The following is a 14895-nucleotide window of genomic DNA, read 5'->3' on the forward strand; positions in this document are numbered from 1 at the left end:
TACTATTCTTCACGGTCAAAAGTTATAACTGTGTAAGAGTTATAACCCTGTGCTGTCCTAGGCTGGGCAGACTTTAAGATGAGGTTTCCCTTAGTGATCGAAGTTATCTCATACTCCCATTTTGTTGAGGATTGTATTGTTAGAAACAACTTATTTGTAATCTCACTCAGAGTATAAAGAGGAGATTCATTTAACTCCCCATTTATGAAAATCTTTACTGTTGTCTGATTGAAATCATACTTGGTGTCTTGCATATAAGAGTCCTTAGAGTCATATAGCTGTCCTGAAGAGGTGTACCGCTCGACCTTTAAATTTGTCATCTCCCATTTACCTTGAAGGAGTTCTTTAGTCGCGCTTACCTTAGAGATGATTTCATTCTCTTCTTCGTCTTTGTCATCACCGCAGCCGGAGAATACTGCAAGGAACAGGAGGAGGGGGAGTAGGAGTTTTTTCATGGAATTGAATATTGGGACTATTTGAAGTTTCCCAAAGATAGCGATTGTTTTGAATTGGCCTCTTTGGCTAATTCAAAGAACCTTATTGCACTCCCATCCAAGAACCTGCTTTTCGTGGTATCTTGTGGGAGTTAAACTAAACCAAATATTTAATTTATGAATTCAGATTTAGACGCAGTAGCCCTTAATGTATTAATCCACCTTTATGATATCAAAGACATAGGAATGTTTGCTAATCGCAAATATCATAAGGTCTCGGAATTGTTGAAAGAATTAAAGATAGCAGACCCTACTGGCAACTTAAAGAATGTTGTTTATGCTGATTTAGCAAATTCAGGGTATGTAAGTGTGGCAGCTGAATCCCTAGCCATAAATGAAAATGGAATTAAATTTGTAGAGAAGCGATATAAATCATCTTAACAAAAAAGCCTCGGGAGACCGGGGCTTTTTTATTTTATACTGCATAGCTGTAAACAGAGCAGCGGCTTGCTTCCACCTCTTCTGTTGTTAGAATCCTGAACCCATGTAGTTTCTCCTTTGCCCGTATGTACTTGGCGTGGGAGCATACTGAACAGGAGCAGGGCGTCCCGTGGCTACGGAAGGCATAGAACTTGCCCTCTCCATCTTTGAGGCCGTATTTGATCAGCCGCTTCTTGTATTTGAGCATCTTCAACTCATGACGCCTTGCTTTGTTCATGGTTTACGCTGTTTATATACCTCTCTTCTATGGAGACCCACCACGGTTCCCCAGTGCTCGCAGACCGCCATGCGTAGGGGCCTGGTCTCCGGTTCGGTGTGCAGGTATTCCCCTTCCAAGCGGCGCACCAGAAACTTATCCTTATAGGTGACCATCACGATGTCCCCGCTCTTCGGCTTCACATCACGGTCCACCTGCAACAGGTCACCTTCCACGATGTGCGCCCCTTTCATATCGTTGCTGCCCATCTTGAAGTTATAGGCGCTGGCAGGGTTTGGGGTGCTGTAGGTGTTCAGGTCAATCTTCTCCTCGCCGTGCTTCTCCAGGTCGTACACTCTTCTCTCCATGCTTGCAAAATTAGCAACGGGAAAGAGAAAAGCTAATGGGGTTAGTTATTTCCTGAGGTAAGTGGGGTCACTGATTGTCTGTTTGCCATCTTTGCCAAAGCTCCAGATGTTTGAGTCTTCCCTCTTTTCGGTCAGGATCTCCTTATCCATGGAGACTTCTATTTTGTTCTTCCTACGGATTGAGCGGTTTGCGTGGCGTTTATCCTTCTTTTCGGATTCGCACTTAGAGATACCGCCAATGTTTATCTTCTTTCTGCTACGTGCCATGGGTATGTTACCGACATGAATGTCGTTAAGATGAATACTTTTCCACCAACTTCCACAGTGCAAGCAGGGCCAGAACCACCAGGCCTAAGATCAGCTTCGGTTTCAGGTTGTGCCAGAACCAGTCATTGCGGTCCCATTCGCGGCGGTCTTTCTTCATGGGGTTAGGCGGCTAATCCTAGTAGACTCTTTTCTTCTGGTGTAAGTTTAGCTAGCGCTGCTTGTTTAGCTAGCTCTTGTTTTTGCCTTTGAGTGAGTGGCCTTTTAGGTTCTACTGTAATGATACATGGAACGTACTCTGCCTTTCCCGGATATAGTTCTCTAAGATGTTTCTTGCAAATAGGGAAGTAGAAACTACCTAATGACTTCTGAACTTTAACTATGCCGTTAGCAATGTTCCCGCATTGATCGCAGGAGACATGGGTCCCATCTTCATTTTGGAGAATCCAACGGATATACCCTGAGTAGTATTTACGTTCAAAATAACTTCTTAATTGGGCGAATCTGCTCATAGCGGTAATGTCATTTGTCTTGGTGAGATATGTTCCGGACTGGGCTTATCCCTTCCCTCGGCAAGGAGCTGCTTCATATGCCGCCACGGCTCAGGGTGGTTGGTGAACTCGGCAAAGGCCACCATGGCATCAACGGCTTCCAGCCTGCGGATAGCTGCGTCCCGCTCGGCTTCTAGCTGGTCGTAGGTGGGCTTAGGCAGTTGCTTCTTCATGCGGCCATTGCGTAGTCTTCATCTGGGCTTGGCTTGAGCTTCTTAATGCGGAAACCTACTATCCCTTGAGGCAAGCAAACGGCTTCATTTATGTAGAGGTGTTTCCGGTAAATCCAACCGGTAAAGCCGGAGAAGTCAGGCCGGTCTTGATATATCCAGTCCCTTCCCCCTGTATCGGACATATACTTCTTCTGACTCATATCAAGCTGCCTTATCTGATTTAAAATCCTGTACGTCCTGCCGGGCCAGACTCCTGAGCCATTCGCCCTCGGTTTTAAAGCCTCTCGCGTTGTAAACCGCCTTTACTTCCTTCTTGAATTCCTCGGGGACTTCGGCCTTGATAACCGTTGTTTTCTTGCGCTTACTCATTGTATAAAATATTGAGTACGTATTACGTACGTGAATATAACTAAACCATAGCTTTAATACAACCAAATAGCCAATTTTGTACTACTTCCTCCTAAAGAAAGTACACGACCTTGGCAAAAGAGCTACACATCAGAATAACGGACCAGATCGGGATAGCCGAGGACTCCTACGGGTATTTCTGGCCCGGTTTCACTGCCTTAGAATTGGAGTGGCGCTTGCAGGAAATCCAGAATCCCGAGAAGGTGGTTCTGCACATCAGCTCCCCAGGCGGGGACGTGGAGGAAGGGCTTGCCATCTACAACCGACTCCTTGAACTGAGGGAAACCGGCGTTGTGGTGGCTGCAATTGTGGAAAGCCACTGCTATTCCATCGCTACCCTCATTGCCATGGCAGCCAGCCCCGGCGAACTGAAGGCCCGCGAATCCTCTCTGTGGTGCGTCCACAAGCCCATGTTCCCGGCGCTGTACTACGCCAACGCCGATGACCTGCGCCGCTATGCCAATAGCCTGGACGCATGCGAGGGAGCTGTGAACGCGGCCTATGTATCCCGCACCGGCAAACCCCTTGCCGAGGTACAGGCAGAATTGCGCCTTGATTTAATCATAAGCGCAGAGCAGGCTTTGGCCCAAGGCTGGATTGATGGTACTCTTCCTGCATTGGACGGAGTGCCCGATGCAGCCGCGACCGCCAAAGTGCAGGCCTTGAAGCCGGTTGCCTTCGTGCGCCCCAAATCCGAACAGCAAAAACAACCTGAGAATAATATGTCAGACAATAAGAAGCCTAGCAAATGGGCAAAGTTCAAAGAGGCCATCCTGGCTTTGGTGGACGAAGAGGAAGGCGCACAAGCCTCCGAAGATGATAACAACGTGGTAGCCCTTACCACTGCATTGGAAGACGGCTCCACCATCTACCATGACGGTGAGCTTGCGGTAGGCACTGCGGTCTTCACCGACGAAGCCCTTGAAACTCCGGTAGCCGACGGCTCCCACGAGCTTTCTGACGGCCGCACCATCACGGTAGCGGAAGGCGCGGTGACTGAGATCACGGAAGCCACAGAAGGTGGAGAAGATACCGCCGCTGCATTGGCTTCCAAAGACCAGGAGATTGCAGACCTGAAGGCGCAGCTGGAGACAGCCACCGCCACGGCCAGCAAAGTGACTGCCTTGGAAGCTGAGGTAAAGGCCTTGAAGAACAAAGTACCAGGTGGTGGTCAGAAGCAGACCACTCCTCCACAGAATTTCAACCAAAGCCCAGAGAAGAAGGAGAACAACCCCTTCACCGCTGCGGCTAACAGCCTAAAACGCAAATAATAAACCCCTGTATAACAAATGGCAATTTTAACTACCAACATTACCTACGGGGGTAAAACCCCTACAGAAGCCCCGGACGGCGGCAATCTGAAGGCAGCATTGATCTTCCAGGCAATCCTGGCCATGGCTTCCTTCCAGTCCCTTGGCTATGACCTGCGGGAAGACATCCAGACCTCGGAGGATATGTATTCCATCATCCCTTCCGACAAGGTGACCCGCAAGAAAACCACCTGCGGCTGGAACCCATACGGTAGCCTCGGGGAGCTGCGTGATAAGAAAATCACCGTGACTGAGCTTGCCATTGAGATGGAGCAGTGCGCAAAGGACTTTGACGGCAAGATCCTGCAGCTGGTGAAGAAGAAAGGCTTTGACCGCTACGACCTGACAGGTACCCAGTTTGAGGAAATCCTTCGTGAACTGGCCCAGCCTATCATCTCCCGCGACATGAACCGCATCATCTCTCTGGCTGATACAGCGTCTGCGAATGCGGACTACAACCAGATTGACGGGAAGTGGAAGAAAATCTATACCGGTGTTGCCGGTGGGACAATCAAAAAAGCGGCTGACCTACCAGCCACCGGCCCCTTGGCTGATGGTGCAGCTCGCACCGCCTTGGATGCTGTCCACTTTGATGCCCCGATTGAGCTTCAGACCATGGCAGAGGCTGACAAGGTGAAGGTGGTGACCCGCTCGGTGTATAACAACTACCTGAAAAGCTTTGCCTCCAACGCGGACCTGGAGAGCGCGATGACCGTGCTTCAGACCGGTTTGAAGACTGTTACCCACTGGGGTGTTCCGGTGGTGGTGGAAGACCTGGTGGACGCCTACGTGGCCGCTGACTTTGCCGGTGCTGACCCGCACAGAATTTACTACACCGCCCTCAACAACATCACCGTGGGAACTGACATGGAGTCTGACTTCACTGAAGTGGATTTCTGGTATGAGAAGAAAGAGCAAATGAACCTGATGCGTGTGAACTACAAGCTGGGTGTTGCCTTCGGATGGGATAAGTTGTTTTCCGTTGCCTACTAACCAAGAGGAACAATAACCATGGCAAACAATTGCAACGTAGCCGTCGGCGGGATCAAACTCGATCCCGCATGCGACGCCCTCCGGGCTCCGGGCGGGATCAAGAAAGAGGCATATATCGGTAGCCTCTCCGAATTAGCGGGTTACACCACCGACGCCACCAGTAAAGACATTGCAACCCTGCTCTTAAAGGCAGGCGCAAAACTGGGCAAGCTGATCGGGCGCAAGCTCAAGAACAGCACCTCAACCGGTTTGGAGGCAAACGAGAACATCACCCTTTTCCCGCACTCCTTCGTGTTCGTGGCCTACGCCAAGACGCAGCTGGACAAAGAGACCATCGAGAAGCTTTCCAAAGTGGAGGACTTGTTTGCCATCGTGCACAACAACGACGGCACCTTTGAGGCCTTCGGTCTGGCAGGGGAGAACGGCGTGTTGGGCAACGGTTTATCCATGACGGCTTTGGAGCACGGCTCCGGTACGGCTTTGACCGACGGCAGACCATGGACCCTGACTTTCTCAGGTTCTGAGTCCAAGCTGCCTATCAATGTCTCTTTGGGAGTGGATGAAATCGCCACCCTGGCAGAGCTTGAGGCAATGCACACCACCGCGGCGGTTTAATGACCCAGCAGGAACTACTGGAACGGGCTAGGGTATGGTTAGCGATACCATACCCTAAGAACCGGGAAGAAGCCAACAGGCAGGAGTTGAACACCCTGTACCATGCCGTCACCGGCAGACATGCAGACTGTTCCTCCTGCACAAACTGGCTCATCAGGATGGCGGCGAAGCTAACCGAGTACGTGGCGAGCCCAGAATCATTCACCCTTCAACCAACACGGACAGTAACGATGGCTACTACTAGCTCTAAATACAGAATCTCCAAGGCCGCCAAAGAAAATGGCGCCGAGATCGTGGTCCTGAACCACAACGGCACCTCTGAGGCCATCAACCTCAACAGCATGACCGATGCCCAGGCAGAGCGCATCCTGAAGAACAAGCAGTTTGCCCACAATGTGGAGGTCATCAAAACCAAGGAAGGCGATGCGGCACCGGCTAAATCTACCAAATCGGCACCGAAAGCAGCGGCAGAGGCTCCGGCCCCAGCCAAAGCAGAACCAACAGCAGCCACCGGCGAAACAGGCAAAGAATAATCCATGCCAGCACCCATCAACCAACGAATGAAGAAGGCTACGAAGGCCCAGAACCTCAAAAGCTCTGGGCCTTCGGCTCAAAATACCCCTGCCCAAAAGGTAGGGGAGGCGAAAGTGATCAAGTTCGGCGGCAACGACAAGCTGCCCCACGAGATCATCGATGCCCTGCGTGCCTCCGGTACCGCCAAGCGGTGCTGGAAGAAGCTGGACTCATTCCTGCAGGCCGATGGGTTCTCTGATACAAAGGAGGCAGAGCGGGAGGTGAACCTGAACGGGGAGACCGCTGACACTTTGCTGGACCGGATCAGTTCCGATTATTCCGCTCTGGACGGCTTTGCCCTGCGGGTGAAGTACAACCTGGCCGGCAACATCGGGGAGATCTACCATGTGCCGTTTCAGACCGTGCGCAAGATGGATGACGGCACCTTCCTGGTAAACCCCACCTACGGCACCAAGCAGTACAAGAAAGACCAGGATGAGATAGTCCCGGCCTTTGACCCTGAGAAATACACCGAGGTGCTTGCCTTGGCGGTTCCCGAGGTAGAGGGCAGCCAGAAAGGGCAGATTCTCTACATCTATCGCCCAACCACTGACGCGCCGGTTTACCCTGTGCCTGATTTCTGGACAGAGGCCGGGAGGCTGGACATAGAGTCAGACGCGCAGATCAGCAAGTCAGACCACAAGACCCTTCGCAACAACCTGCGCCCGGCGGCTATTGTCTTTATTCCCGGCTTGAATGCCACGGCAAAGGATGAAGACGGTAAAACGGAATTTGACTACGCTACTGACCAGGTAGCGGAATTGGTGGACCCTGAAAACGAGGGAGAGCCCATCGTGCTGACAGGTGACACCAAAGAGGCAGCTGCCCAAATACTTCCGTTCGACAACTCTAAAAACCTGCTTTCCATGGACGGGAAGCGGGACACCATTGGCCGTGCCGTGTGCCGTCACTTCGGCATGCCTCCTGCGCTGGTCGGGTTCTCCACCGCTGGCCAGCTGGGCAACAACCAGGAGATGCTGAACTCCATCAACCTGGTGCAGGATGAGATCAACCGCAAGCAGCGGGTGGTGCAGCGGGTCTTCAAGAAGCTTTTCCCGGACGGGGAGTGGACCATCAGCACGCTTTCGCCGCTGAAGGTGATCCCTGCCGAGATTTGGGCTACCATGACGGATGATGAGAAACGGAACTTCGCAGGCCTTCAGTCAGTGGAGAGTACCCGCTCCAAAGAAGCGGACAAAACGCTTCAGGCGCTGAATACCCTACCATCTGACGTGCGCAGCAAGGTCATGGACGCTATGAGCGATGCCCAGATTCTTGCCTTAGCAGGTCTTTTACCTGAAAACACCCAGAACAATGCTGATAACCAAGGCTGATATAGCGGCTTACGCGGACTTCACCGTGAACATCTCCGACCAGAATGTGACCCATAGGATTGTGCAGGCTGGTTTGATGGACGTAGCGCCTGTAATCGGGCGGGAGAACTACGAGAAGCTGCTGGCTTTGCAGCCTTTGCCCGTGGAGCCTCCTGTTGTGGAGCCTACCGAGCCGGTAATTATCCCCTTAGACGAAGTACCCGCTGAAGAGATACCCATCGAGGAACCGCTTCCGGTGCCCGTAGTGGACCTTCATGCTTTCTACCAAGCAGTGTTGCCTTTCTGGGCACTGAGTGCCTACAAGCGCATTATAAAGTTCCATGGGGTGCAGGTCGACCAATCTGGACTGACAGTAAGGAGAGGCCACGACTTTGACCAAGCTTCAGACAAGCTGAGAGGGGAGATCCTGAACAGCATCAGAAGTGACATACACTTCTACCAATCAGAGCTAGAGGCCTACCTGCGGGCCAACAATCTCCTGCCTAAGGTGGATTCCTGCAGCGAGGCCCCAAGAAAATTAAATATCGGCATCGCCACCGCGAAGAGAAGAAGATAACATGGCACTAACTGACCAACAACTCCTAGATAAGATTGCCGAAGTGCGCAATGAGGTGCGGGAACAGGGCAACACCCGCGTGCGCATCGCTGACCTGTTCACCTTCTTCATGGATTGGGTGAAAGGTCTAACGCCGGGCACCCCATTAACGGCCACCGCTTCCCAGACAGAGGCCACCGTGTACGGCGGCAATGACGGGAAGGTGACCATCATGCCTTCGGGTGGGGTTGCGCCTTTCCAGTACCGCCGTGACCCTGCCCAGGCTTGGGGACCAGCCCAGAACACGCCTTTCACCTACCTTGGCTACAGCGCAGGTTCTGCCACCGTGTACGTGCAGGACAGCGAGGGCAACACTACCTCCGCCACGGTTACGGTTAGGCAGGCAGCACCGGTACTCGACGGCCCTCTTTCGGTGGATGCCGCCGCGAAAACCGCCAACTGGGCCATGCACCCCTCCTTTGCGGGGCTTTCCTCCTATGAGTTCAGCGCCAACAACGGCGGGAGCTACACCACTACCGCGGCAAGGCCGGTGACGCTGGCGCCTGGCACCTACGCCGCCGGGGCTTTGCGCCTGCGCCTCAAGGCAGGAAGCACCTACAACTCCTCCAACTACATCTCAAACGCCGTGGCTGTGACTATCGCCGCGCCTGAGCCGGTGTACAACGCGCAATTGGTTCACGGGCAGAGCGCGGACGGCATCACCCTGACCGCATTGGCCGGGGTTGTCTTCAAGTACAACTCGCCGCAACCCGCCGGTGACCCGTTCCCGGCTACCATGGAACTGTTCGCGGGCAGCACGCCAATCGGGCAGGTGGACTTCAATACGCCTTACATCGGGCAGATATGCGGCATCACCTACAACGGCACCACCTACCACAAGAACTTCGTCAACGGGCAGCTTAACATCCTAGCATAACATGGCACAGCTATTAACCGGCCTCTGCATCGGGCATTTTAACGGATCAACCCTTACCCTGGCGGATCAGCCTTGGAAGACCAACCTGAACGCCCTGTACGAAGTCAACCAGACCCGCAACGGCTGGCGGGCCTACAAGCCCAGTTCCGCTTTCCCATCCGTAACCCAGGTTGAGGACGGGAAGCACTACCTGCTGGACGTGAAGACCGCCTTTGATTTCCCGGGTATGAGCCTGGTGGGCACCTCCAATGAGGCAGGGGGAGATCTGGAGATACTATTGGTGGACGCTACGCCTACTGAGGGAAGCGATAACCTGGTGAGCTCCGGCGGGGTTTTCTCAAGTCTTTCCTTGCTCCAGAACCCCAAGTGGGAGGTGTTCGGCAACGCCACGCTGGCTGCCAAAACGCCGCCATTCTGCATCCGCTACACGGAGAGCAATATAGAGCTGGCCGGCACCGGCCACGTGGACGGCATCGTGTTTGACTATATCGCGGGGGCCTTCAAGATCGCCACCGGGGCCTGCGTTTTCTCCCAAAACACCGCCCTGGGGGCCGGGGCCTATTACCGTGCCTCAGCTGGCGGTGGCACAACGTCCACCGAGCCTACGGAGGTGGGCACCAACCATCTGCCGCTTTTCCGGATCATTGGCACTGGCGCCACTAAGAGAGTGGTGGTGAACATCGGGGCCTTCACCCAGGGCATTGATGTGGTGGAGATCACCGGAGGCGGCGGGACCACCGGGCCGGACCAGACCAAGGTACTGGACTATATCTCCGTAACGGCCAACCCCGTGAGCATGTCGGAGGGCAACAGCAGCATCGTATCGGTTATCGCGCACTTCACCGACGGCACGACCTACGACGTCTCCGCTAACGCCAACACCACCTACCAGAAAACGGCGGGGGTGGGCACGATGGGCACCGGCGCGGCGAAGAACGTGCTGACGGTGGACATGAACAGCATCGCGGTTGATTCTTCCGCCACCGTCCAGGCGACCTATTCGCAGGGCGGGGTGAGCAAGTCGGCAAGCGTAAATATAAGCGTGCTGAACGTGGCTGAGCAAAGCGCTACCACGCTGACAGGCATTGCGGTTACGCCTAATGCTTTCTCAGTAGGCGAGGGTTTTTTCCAGGACCTGCAGGTTATGGCAGAGTACAGCAACGCCGCCACGGAGAACGTATCCATCAGCGAGAATACCACCTATGCAAGCAGTCATCCTCAGTTCGCCTCCTTCGGGACGGGGCTGAACGCCAACCGTTTATCTGTTCCGGGTAACGTGGTGGACACCGACACCCCGATCACCGTCACCGTCACCCACACCTATCTGGGGGTTACGAAATCGGTCACTATCCCGGTCACGGTACTCAACAACGTGGAACCGGTCTTCAGAGAGACCTTCCTGAACAAGACAGGTGCCAACGTCTCGCTATCCAACTACGGATGGTTAGCCTATGTGGGGGCATCCCGGAACACGGTCACCACCAACGGGGTAGTCAATGCGGGCTCAGGGAAAGCGGGGACGAGCCTTCCTGCCGTGAACGCCGCCTACGGCACCATCGACTACTCCAATGACGCGGCGAGTTTATTAGGGACCGCGACCATCACCAGCGTCAACAACCGCGCCCTGCTGTTCACCGAGAAGTTCCAGCTGCCCACGCCGCCGCGCATGGCCAAATGGGACCATGGGCACCAGGCGGGCGATTATTCCACCCGGTTCGCGGTGCGGGTAGGGGCGAACTGGTACGCGCACGCGCAGGGCCATGCGCAGGCGAGCGTAGTCGCCAACTCCACCGGATTCCCGGCCAATGCCCTGCATGTGGAGCAGCCTATGGCTCCCGGCGCGGCTGAGTGGCTGCCCATCGCCTTCGCAACGGGCGCTTTGAGTGTGGATTATTCCGCTACGCCGGTAGCCCTGCCGGTTGGGAACATAACCGCTTTCGGCTGGTACACCGGCACCCTGAGCGGGCTGGACAGCACGACCGGCACGAACCGATACGACAACCTTGAGATCTATCTGTAATGGGGATAACGACAGCGCAAATACAGGCGTTCTTCGCAGGCAAAAGGGGGGTCATACCCCCACCCACCGGACCTTCCGAACCTGCCCCCTCCATAGAGGTGCAACTTGTCTGGAGCGGCGCGGTGACTCCCACCGGCGCAGTGGTGAAGGCGCGGCTTGCGTCCGGGACGGAGGCGCAGATCGTAGTCTCCGAATCGGCCAACCTGTCAAACCCTGCCTTCCAGGCGACCGAACAGGGGAAAGACGACAATATCCTGACCTTCCAGCCTACCGGGCTGAAGCCCAACACGCGCTACTACTATGGGATAAAGGGCTCCCAGGTAGCAAAGGCGGGCCGTTTCCGTACTGCCCCCGCGCCAAAGACAGACTTTGAGTTCGTGAGCAGCGCGTGCGCGGGATGGAACGGGCCGGCTTCGGGCGTGGCCCGTAAAATGTCGGACAGCTACATCTTCAAGGAGATACCGGACCGGCACCCGAACGCGGCACTTTTTCTGCACCTGGGGGACCTTCATTACAGGGATACAGCCGCCGCTAACGTAGAATCTTACCGGAACAACTTCCGCCACGTGCACCAGCAGGCGCTGGGGAACCAGAACTACCTCTACGAGCGGCTGCCCATCGCCTATGTCTGGGATGACCATGACAACGGCCCCGACAACGCCGACAGCACCCACATCGGCCAGCCCTACGTGAACCAGGCCTACCGGGAATACGTGCCGCACTACCCTATACAGAAAAGTTTGGTAACAGGTGCCACGCCTACGGACGGGCAGCTTGCCATTGCGCAGACCTACGCACTGGGCTCCGTCCGTTTCATTATGCTTGACGCAAGGAGCCACCGGCTGGGGGCCGACTTTCTAGGGAGTGAACAACTGGTCTGGTTGAAAGAGACGTTGGGAGCGGCGACTGAACCTGTTATCGTCATCACCTCCGGAGTGCCGTGGGTCGGCGGCGGGTTGGACTATTGGGGTGGCGCGGCAGAGCAGCGGGCCGACATCGCCAACTTCCTCATGGCGGAGAGTAACCGGAAGAACGGCGTGCTGCTCAATGACCGCGTGGTCTTGATCACGGGAGACGCGCACATGCTGGCGTGCGACTCAGGCCTGAACAGCCAGTACGCCACCGTGGACGGGACGCCCACCGGCACGCGGTTGGACGGTGCCCAGTTCCCCGGCCCCGCCGTGTTCGCCACCGCCGCGCTGGACTCCAATGAGAGCATCAAGGGAGGCCCTTACACGAACGGGCAGCTGAAAGGCACGGGGCAGTACGGGCACTTCGCCGTCAGCCACATCACCGACGCGGGCGTGCCGAAGATCAAACTGACCTTCACCGGCTACCGGCGGGAGGCGGTAGCGGCATACACCACCAACTACACCACAAGGTTAAGCTATACAAAGCTCTTTCTTGACCAGGATTATCCGGCTGTTCTCTGATACGGAATGAGACCTGCCAATCCAATTACCCAGAACCGCACCTTGGAGGTGGGCATGGTGGAGCAGTACGCCATGCAGATAAACTAACAATAGCGCCATAGCGGGGCTGCTAAAAATCAATTAAAAGCATGTCTGACCAAAACGAGATAAAGATTGCCAAACTGGAAACAGAGGTGGAATTCCTGAAGGCGTGGATGGCCGATGCCAAAAACGAGATCACCGAGCTAAAGGGCTCGGTGAACCTCTACCAAACCTCCACCGTGCAGGTGAAGCAGAAGCTGGACCAGATTTTTGCGGCCCTGGCGGGGGATAATACCGGCAATGTGGGGATGGTCAAGCGCCTTGCCAATGTAGAGTTGGTAGTAGAGTGGGTGAACGCCAAGAAATCCTACGTCTGGGGCATGGTGGCCGGGATCGGTGCCGTGATGGGGGTAGTTATCTGGGGAATCGAAAAAGTATTGAGCCTATTCAAATGAAAGAGCAATTCAACAAGATCTACTGGTTCTGCGTGGGCGTCTTCACCTGCAGCTTCCTGCTGATGGCAGCCCTGCTGTTCATCGAGATTCCGGAGAGGAACCGAGAGATGGCCAGCAACGTGCAGGGCTTCCTTCAGGGGAGCCTCATGATGTCCATCATCGGCTGGCTGCTGGTAGGCTCACCCAACCAGCAGAAAAAGAAGGCGCTTGAGGGCACCACATCCGCTGAGATAAGCGCCACCATTACCCAGGAACCCGATACAGAAACCAAACCAGAAGAATAGCCATGGCTACAGCAGCATTCTTTAACCAGATCAAAGCAGACCTGTTCGGGGGCAAGCTGGCCCAACCGCAGGTTGACACCATCAACGCGCTTATAGCTGAGTGCAAGAAGCGGAACGTGACAGACCCAAGGCAAATCGCCTATGTGCTGGCCACCGCTTTCCATGAGACAGGGGGCAGGATGCAGCCGGTCTTTGAGAACCTGAACTACTCCGCGCAGGGCCTGGCCAATACCTGGCCCAGCCGGTACGCCGTGGTCCCAAAGGCCAAGGTGAAAGTGCCCAACGCGCTTGCCAAGAAGCTTGCCCACAATCCAAAGGCCATCGCCAACAACTGCTACGCCAACCGCATGGGCAACGGAGATGAAGCCAGCGGTGACGGGTGGAAGTACCGGGGGCGTGACCTATGCCAGACTACCGGCAAGGACAACTACCGCCGGTGCGGGGTGCATGCGGGCGTGGACCTGGTGAAATACCCTGACCGGATCATGGAGCCTGCCATTGCCGCCTGCAACATCGTGTGCGGGATGCGTGACGGTTGGTTCACCGGGGCCAAACTGAACGACTTCATCAACGCCAAAGGGGTGGATTACGAAGGATCCAGAAAGATCATCAACGGCACCGACAAAGCGGCCAAAATCGCGGAGGAGGCCATCACCTTCTACAATGCTTTAACCTAAAACTATGAATCTATTACACAAAATCTTCTTCCCCGGCGTGCCTTACCCTGCTGCTATTATTGTCCATTTCATCATCGGGGGAATCATTGCCGCCCTTTTCGGGGCTATCGCTTTCGGTTACCGGGGGGAGGGCTACGCCTTGCCTGTCATCGGCGGATTGGTGGGCATCGTCTTCGGGTTTGTCACGCACTTAACCTATAAGCAGACCAAAAGGTGATCGCGCTATTGCTTGTTATTATTGCTGGCATGTGCAAGGCAGTGTCGGACACGTTAGCCCATCACTTTGAGCAAAGCATTTTCTGCAAAACAGCCAACCAACCGGGAGCCTCCTGGAACAAGTACCAGTTCTGGAACCCTCAGATAAGTTGGTCTGCCAAATGGAAGAACGGAGACCCCAAGCAGGGGGAAGCCTTCCCGCTGTCCAGTACGGTGCTGGTTTTCCTGACCGATGGCTGGCATCTTTTTAATTTTATTCAGTACACCTGCTTGACTCTGGCCTTGGTGGTATTCAAACTGCAGGAACCAATGGTGAGCCTCTGGGTAGACGTAGCGCTTATGGCAATTCTTTTCCGGGTGGTGTTCCAGTTTTGCTACAGCAAGGTGTTTGTCAAGACAAAACCGGGATAAATCCGTACATTTGAACCGGGGGGAAACCTCCATTGCTAAAATAGAAGACCCTGGCTTTTGGCCGGGGTTTTCGCGTTAAAAAAGCAGGACGGAGTTTTACCATTGTTTTACTGAAAAACGGTTTAAGTCAATTAAAATACTGATTAACAGACTAGTATTAAAATAGGAATGTTAATGAGATGTTAA

Annotated in this window: 23 protein-coding genes; 15 read left to right on the top strand and 8 right to left on the bottom strand. The window is 54.6% G+C overall.

Translation table 11 applies throughout. The features are described 5' to 3' along the window. Nucleotides 1-2 precede the first annotated feature (2 nt). Nucleotides 3-455 (bottom strand): hypothetical protein, encoded by a 453-nt coding sequence (locus tag EFB08_RS11440; RefSeq protein WP_123127106.1) that lies wholly within the window; start codon nt 453-455, stop codon nt 3-5. A 156-nt stretch (nt 456-611) separates the two neighbouring features. On the opposite strand from EFB08_RS11440, the gene EFB08_RS11445 reads away from it, so the two are divergent. After that, nucleotides 612-875, top strand: coding sequence for a hypothetical protein (locus EFB08_RS11445; RefSeq protein ID WP_123127107.1), 264 nt, complete (start codon nt 612-614; stop codon nt 873-875). 34 nt (nt 876-909) lie between these two features. On the opposite strand, the gene EFB08_RS11450 is transcribed toward EFB08_RS11445, so the two are convergent. The 7 genes from EFB08_RS11450 to EFB08_RS23505 all read right to left on the bottom strand — a co-directional run bounded on the left by EFB08_RS11450 (nt 910) and on the right by EFB08_RS23505 (nt 2856). Beyond that, nucleotides 910-1152, bottom strand: coding sequence for a hypothetical protein (locus EFB08_RS11450; protein ID WP_123127108.1), 243 nt, complete (start codon nt 1150-1152; stop codon nt 910-912). Next, nucleotides 1149-1499: a LexA family protein gene (locus EFB08_RS11455; RefSeq protein WP_123127109.1), complete on the bottom strand. Its 351-nt coding sequence runs from the start codon at nt 1497-1499 to the stop codon at nt 1149-1151. The genes EFB08_RS11450 and EFB08_RS11455 overlap by 4 nt, the downstream gene beginning before the upstream one ends. Before the next feature lie 45 nt (nt 1500-1544). Beyond that, entirely contained in the window at nt 1545-1766 is a 222-nt protein-coding gene (locus EFB08_RS11460; RefSeq protein WP_123127110.1) for a hypothetical protein, read from the bottom strand. A 25-nt stretch (nt 1767-1791) separates the two neighbouring features. Further along, nucleotides 1792-1923, bottom strand: a complete 132-nt coding sequence (locus tag EFB08_RS23895; protein ID WP_262707480.1) for a hypothetical protein — start codon at nt 1921-1923, stop codon at nt 1792-1794. 4 nt (nt 1924-1927) lie between these two features. Next, a complete protein-coding gene (locus EFB08_RS11465; protein ID WP_123127111.1) occupies nt 1928-2275 on the bottom strand; it encodes a hypothetical protein in 348 nt (115 codons plus the stop codon). Next, complete coding sequence (locus EFB08_RS11470; RefSeq protein ID WP_123127112.1) at nt 2272-2487, bottom strand: hypothetical protein; 216 nt, start codon at nt 2485-2487, stop codon at nt 2272-2274. Before EFB08_RS11470 ends, EFB08_RS11465 begins: the two co-directional genes overlap by 4 nt. Before the next feature lie 201 nt (nt 2488-2688). Next, nucleotides 2689-2856 (bottom strand): hypothetical protein, encoded by a 168-nt coding sequence (locus EFB08_RS23505; protein ID WP_165864868.1) that lies wholly within the window; start codon nt 2854-2856, stop codon nt 2689-2691. Between the two features lie 110 nt (nt 2857-2966). On the opposite strand from EFB08_RS23505, the gene EFB08_RS11485 reads away from it, so the two are divergent. The 14 genes from EFB08_RS11485 (at nt 2967) to EFB08_RS11550 (ending at nt 14709) form a co-directional block, all read left to right on the top strand. Continuing rightward, nucleotides 2967-4166, top strand: coding sequence for a Clp protease ClpP (locus tag EFB08_RS11485; protein ID WP_123127115.1), 1200 nt, complete (start codon nt 2967-2969; stop codon nt 4164-4166). A gap of 18 nt (nt 4167-4184) precedes the next feature. Further along, a complete protein-coding gene (locus tag EFB08_RS11490) occupies nt 4185-5198 on the top strand; it encodes a hypothetical protein (protein WP_123127116.1) in 1014 nt (337 codons plus the stop codon). 18 nt (nt 5199-5216) lie between these two features. Next, on the top strand, nt 5217-5813 hold the full coding sequence (locus EFB08_RS11495) for a hypothetical protein (RefSeq protein ID WP_123127117.1): 597 nt from the start codon (nt 5217-5219) through the stop codon (nt 5811-5813). Next, the gene (locus tag EFB08_RS11500) at nt 5813-6346 is read left to right on the top strand and encodes a hypothetical protein (protein ID WP_123127118.1); all 534 of its coding nucleotides are present in this window, start codon (nt 5813-5815) and stop codon (nt 6344-6346) included. Before EFB08_RS11495 ends, EFB08_RS11500 begins: the two co-directional genes overlap by 1 nt. Before the next feature lie 3 nt (nt 6347-6349). Then, complete coding sequence (locus EFB08_RS11505) at nt 6350-7720, top strand: phage portal family protein (protein WP_125077716.1); 1371 nt, start codon at nt 6350-6352, stop codon at nt 7718-7720. Beyond that, on the top strand, nt 7701-8276 hold the full coding sequence (locus tag EFB08_RS11510; RefSeq protein ID WP_123127120.1) for a DUF6712 family protein: 576 nt from the start codon (nt 7701-7703) through the stop codon (nt 8274-8276). The genes EFB08_RS11505 and EFB08_RS11510 overlap by 20 nt, the downstream gene beginning before the upstream one ends. A gap of 1 nt (nt 8277) precedes the next feature. Further along, entirely contained in the window at nt 8278-9192 is a 915-nt protein-coding gene (locus EFB08_RS11515) for a SprB repeat-containing protein (protein ID WP_123127121.1), read from the top strand. Nucleotide 9193: 1 nt separating this feature from the next. Further along, nucleotides 9194-11212 (top strand): hypothetical protein, encoded by a 2019-nt coding sequence (locus EFB08_RS11520; protein ID WP_123127122.1) that lies wholly within the window; start codon nt 9194-9196, stop codon nt 11210-11212. 98 nt (nt 11213-11310) lie between these two features. After that, a complete protein-coding gene (locus EFB08_RS11525; protein ID WP_165864869.1) occupies nt 11311-12645 on the top strand; it encodes an alkaline phosphatase D family protein in 1335 nt (444 codons plus the stop codon). A 128-nt stretch (nt 12646-12773) separates the two neighbouring features. Further along, on the top strand, nt 12774-13121 hold the full coding sequence (locus EFB08_RS11530; protein ID WP_123127124.1) for a hypothetical protein: 348 nt from the start codon (nt 12774-12776) through the stop codon (nt 13119-13121). Further along, nucleotides 13118-13405, top strand: a complete 288-nt coding sequence (locus EFB08_RS11535) for a hypothetical protein (RefSeq protein ID WP_123127125.1) — start codon at nt 13118-13120, stop codon at nt 13403-13405. The genes EFB08_RS11530 and EFB08_RS11535 overlap by 4 nt, the downstream gene beginning before the upstream one ends. A gap of 2 nt (nt 13406-13407) precedes the next feature. Continuing rightward, nucleotides 13408-14082 (top strand): glycoside hydrolase family 19 protein, encoded by a 675-nt coding sequence (locus EFB08_RS11540; protein ID WP_123127126.1) that lies wholly within the window; start codon nt 13408-13410, stop codon nt 14080-14082. Nucleotides 14083-14086: 4 nt separating this feature from the next. Next, the gene (locus EFB08_RS11545; protein ID WP_123127127.1) at nt 14087-14299 is read left to right on the top strand and encodes a hypothetical protein; all 213 of its coding nucleotides are present in this window, start codon (nt 14087-14089) and stop codon (nt 14297-14299) included. A gap of 41 nt (nt 14300-14340) precedes the next feature. Continuing rightward, entirely contained in the window at nt 14341-14709 is a 369-nt protein-coding gene (locus EFB08_RS11550; RefSeq protein WP_125077717.1) for a hypothetical protein, read from the top strand. The last annotated feature ends 186 nt before the right edge of the window (nt 14710-14895 follow it).

The organism is Rufibacter latericius (assembly GCF_003721515.1).
Lineage (GTDB): Bacteria > Bacteroidota > Bacteroidia > Cytophagales > Hymenobacteraceae > Nibribacter > Nibribacter latericius.

Excerpts from the sequence above, each read along its gene's own strand:
- EFB08_RS11495 (WP_123127117.1), top strand. The coding sequence starts at position 5,217 with ATGGCAAACAATTGCAACGTAGCCGTCGGCGGGATCAAACTCGATCCC.
- EFB08_RS11515 (WP_123127121.1), top strand. The coding sequence starts at position 8,278 with ATGGCACTAACTGACCAACAACTCCTAGATAAGATTGCCGAAGTGCGC.
- EFB08_RS11535 (WP_123127125.1), top strand. The coding sequence starts at position 13,118 with ATGAAAGAGCAATTCAACAAGATCTACTGGTTCTGCGTGGGCGTCTTC.
- EFB08_RS11530 (WP_123127124.1), top strand. The coding sequence starts at position 12,774 with ATGTCTGACCAAAACGAGATAAAGATTGCCAAACTGGAAACAGAGGTG.
- EFB08_RS11455 (WP_123127109.1), bottom strand. The coding sequence starts at position 1,499 with ATGGAGAGAAGAGTGTACGACCTGGAGAAGCACGGCGAGGAGAAGATT.
- EFB08_RS11520 (WP_123127122.1), top strand. The coding sequence starts at position 9,194 with ATGGCACAGCTATTAACCGGCCTCTGCATCGGGCATTTTAACGGATCA.
- EFB08_RS11500 (WP_123127118.1), top strand. The coding sequence starts at position 5,813 with ATGACCCAGCAGGAACTACTGGAACGGGCTAGGGTATGGTTAGCGATA.
- EFB08_RS11465 (WP_123127111.1), bottom strand. The coding sequence starts at position 2,275 with ATGAGCAGATTCGCCCAATTAAGAAGTTATTTTGAACGTAAATACTAC.
- EFB08_RS11490 (WP_123127116.1), top strand. The coding sequence starts at position 4,185 with ATGGCAATTTTAACTACCAACATTACCTACGGGGGTAAAACCCCTACA.
- EFB08_RS23505 (WP_165864868.1), bottom strand. The coding sequence starts at position 2,856 with ATGAGTAAGCGCAAGAAAACAACGGTTATCAAGGCCGAAGTCCCCGAG.
- EFB08_RS23895 (WP_262707480.1), bottom strand. The coding sequence starts at position 1,923 with ATGAAGAAAGACCGCCGCGAATGGGACCGCAATGACTGGTTCTGGCAC.
- EFB08_RS11510 (WP_123127120.1), top strand. The coding sequence starts at position 7,701 with ATGCTGATAACCAAGGCTGATATAGCGGCTTACGCGGACTTCACCGTG.
- EFB08_RS11440 (WP_123127106.1), bottom strand. The coding sequence starts at position 455 with ATGAAAAAACTCCTACTCCCCCTCCTCCTGTTCCTTGCAGTATTCTCC.
- EFB08_RS11445 (WP_123127107.1), top strand. The coding sequence starts at position 612 with ATGAATTCAGATTTAGACGCAGTAGCCCTTAATGTATTAATCCACCTT.
- EFB08_RS11450 (WP_123127108.1), bottom strand. The coding sequence starts at position 1,152 with ATGAACAAAGCAAGGCGTCATGAGTTGAAGATGCTCAAATACAAGAAG.
- EFB08_RS11460 (WP_123127110.1), bottom strand. The coding sequence starts at position 1,766 with ATGGCACGTAGCAGAAAGAAGATAAACATTGGCGGTATCTCTAAGTGC.
- EFB08_RS11545 (WP_123127127.1), top strand. The coding sequence starts at position 14,087 with ATGAATCTATTACACAAAATCTTCTTCCCCGGCGTGCCTTACCCTGCT.
- EFB08_RS11505 (WP_125077716.1), top strand. The coding sequence starts at position 6,350 with ATGCCAGCACCCATCAACCAACGAATGAAGAAGGCTACGAAGGCCCAG.
- EFB08_RS11540 (WP_123127126.1), top strand. The coding sequence starts at position 13,408 with ATGGCTACAGCAGCATTCTTTAACCAGATCAAAGCAGACCTGTTCGGG.
- EFB08_RS11470 (WP_123127112.1), bottom strand. The coding sequence starts at position 2,487 with ATGAAGAAGCAACTGCCTAAGCCCACCTACGACCAGCTAGAAGCCGAG.